The organism is Microcystis sp. LSC13-02, assembly GCA_002282935.1.
Lineage (GTDB): Bacteria > Cyanobacteriota > Cyanobacteriia > Cyanobacteriales > Microcystaceae > Microcystis.
In genome coordinates this window covers 10403-12314 of record MTBT01000119.1, presented here as the reverse complement: position 1 = coordinate 12314, position 1912 = coordinate 10403, and the positions used below count along the sequence as shown (strand labels likewise).

The window sequence follows — 1912 nt, the reverse complement described above, 5'->3', positions numbered from 1 at the left end:
TAATATTATCAATCCCTTCTTCAACCCTAATCTTAATCGGATAACGATAAAAACCCGCTAACCGCAATAGGGGAAATAGGGTTAAAACTTTAACTTGTCCTTCTGATGCTTTATCTTCCATCAAATAGGGTCGAAAATCGTTGCGGATTTGAACAAGTTCTAATTTTTCTGCGTCGCTGACGGTTTCCAAAGCTAAAAGCTCTGTAAATGAAACATCCTCAAGCTTTTCTTGGAAATGGAGATGACGTTGAACATCAGCAAGGGTTAGTTTACTTGTTTTGAGGGTCAGCATTGATTGAGCAAGCAGTACAGCGCTGTTCCGATTGTAGCCGAAAATAGAAAAAGCGAAACCCAACCACCCTACTCTTGATTGGGTTTCCTTGCGTCAACCCCAACTACAATAATCTCTATAGCTGAGTTAGCAATGCGTAACTAGAATAATAAAGGAGAACCATTGCCGAAAAACGAGAACGCTATGTCAGAAGAAACTATTTGGATTATCACCGCAGAAGATACCCCCGTCAGCGTCGATAAAGATGCCAAAGGAAACGACACCTATGACAATCCCTGGGACAAAAGGAAAACTATCACCGAAGCGGCGACTCGCGGCGTAAAAGTGAGCATAGAGAAGCTAGAGACAGAACTCTCCCATTTCCTCCAGCTTATCGGCAAAGTCTTCAATCAAGCACAGAAACAGGTCAACGAGCAAACCGGCTTTAAACTCGATGAAGTAGAGCTTTGCGTAGAGATTACCGGGGAAGGTGAGGTAAAATTATTAGGGACGGGGATTAAGACCGGCACTAAAGGCGGATTAACCCTAAAATTCAAGCGAGACGAGAAAAATACACCGACTGCGGACTAATGGCGAATCATGGGTTAATTATCGGGATAAATGAATATAAGCGCTTGAAATCGCTCAAATGTGCCAAGCAGGACGCGGTAGAGATGGCGCGTTATTGTCGTGACGAGATTAATTTTGAGGAAGTTTTCCTGTTTACCGATGAGTCTGACCCAATAACCGCGCCGAATGGTTCCCAACAGGAGACGAAACCGACGTACACAAACCTAATGGCTTTCCTGCACGACTTTTTCGAGTCGCAACGTTTGGAAACCGGCGATAACTTCTGGTTTTTCTTCAGTGGTCACGGATTACGCCATCAGGGACAGGATTACCTCGTTCCCAGCGAGGGACACCCGACCTTAATCGAACAGACGACCATTTCCCTCAATTACGTTACCCAACGTTTACGGAGATGCGGCGCGGACAATATCATTCTCTTTCTCGATGCCTGTCGCAACGAGAACGACTTTAGCAATAAATCCGTAGGCTGGCAGACGCAACAGGGAGTGATAACCATCGCTTCCTGTAGTCCGACGGAGGAATCCTACGAAATTCCCGAATTACAACAGGGTTCGTTTACCTATTCACTTCTAGAGGCTTTACGAATCCAAGGGGAAAATAATTGCGCTACGGTAGAAAGACTCTGTAATCGTCTCCGCGAAAGGATTCCAGAAATCAACCGACAACACAACAAACCCCCGCAAACTCTCCATTCTATTGTCGAACCGCATTATAAAAATCATCTGATTCTGTTACCGAAACAAGCAAAGACTCCCGATATAGAGTTATTGCGAGTGGAAGCTTTAGAGTTGGAAGTGGAGGGAAAGCTAGAGGAAGCGCGACAGTTGATGAGACGAGTTCTGGCTTTGGATACAACCAGACCTAAATACTGGCAAGATTACGACAGAATTAATCGAAAATTAGCACAACAACCCGTCCCACCGTCCCCTAAAACGGAACCGACAAATCGCGAGTCGGCGAAAACGATAACAGAAACCCCGAAACCCGCGTCACCGCCAGAAATCGAACTTAAAAGTGCCAAAGGAATCGATTATCGGAAATTAGAAGATT

2 protein-coding genes and 1 pseudogene are annotated in these 1912 nt (G+C 45.0%); 2 read left to right on the top strand and 1 reads right to left on the bottom strand.

Going from position 1 to position 1912, the window contains the following annotated elements:
- Nucleotides 1–292 (bottom strand): annotated as a pseudogene (locus BGL89_RS07350) (restriction endonuclease subunit R); the annotation flags it as partial.
- Nucleotides 293–475: 183 nt separating this feature from the next.
- Here BGL89_RS07350 and BGL89_RS07345 point away from each other — a divergent pair.
- Both BGL89_RS07345 and BGL89_RS07340 read left to right on the top strand, forming a co-directional pair.
- Entirely contained in the window at nucleotides 476–862 is a 387-nt protein-coding gene (locus BGL89_RS07345) for a Pepco domain-containing protein (protein ID WP_287699397.1), read from the top strand.
- Nucleotides 862–1912, top strand: a 1051-nt coding sequence (locus BGL89_RS07340) for a caspase family protein (RefSeq protein ID WP_286825133.1), incomplete at its 3' end; no start/stop codon positions are given. The genes BGL89_RS07345 and BGL89_RS07340, both read left to right, overlap by 1 nt.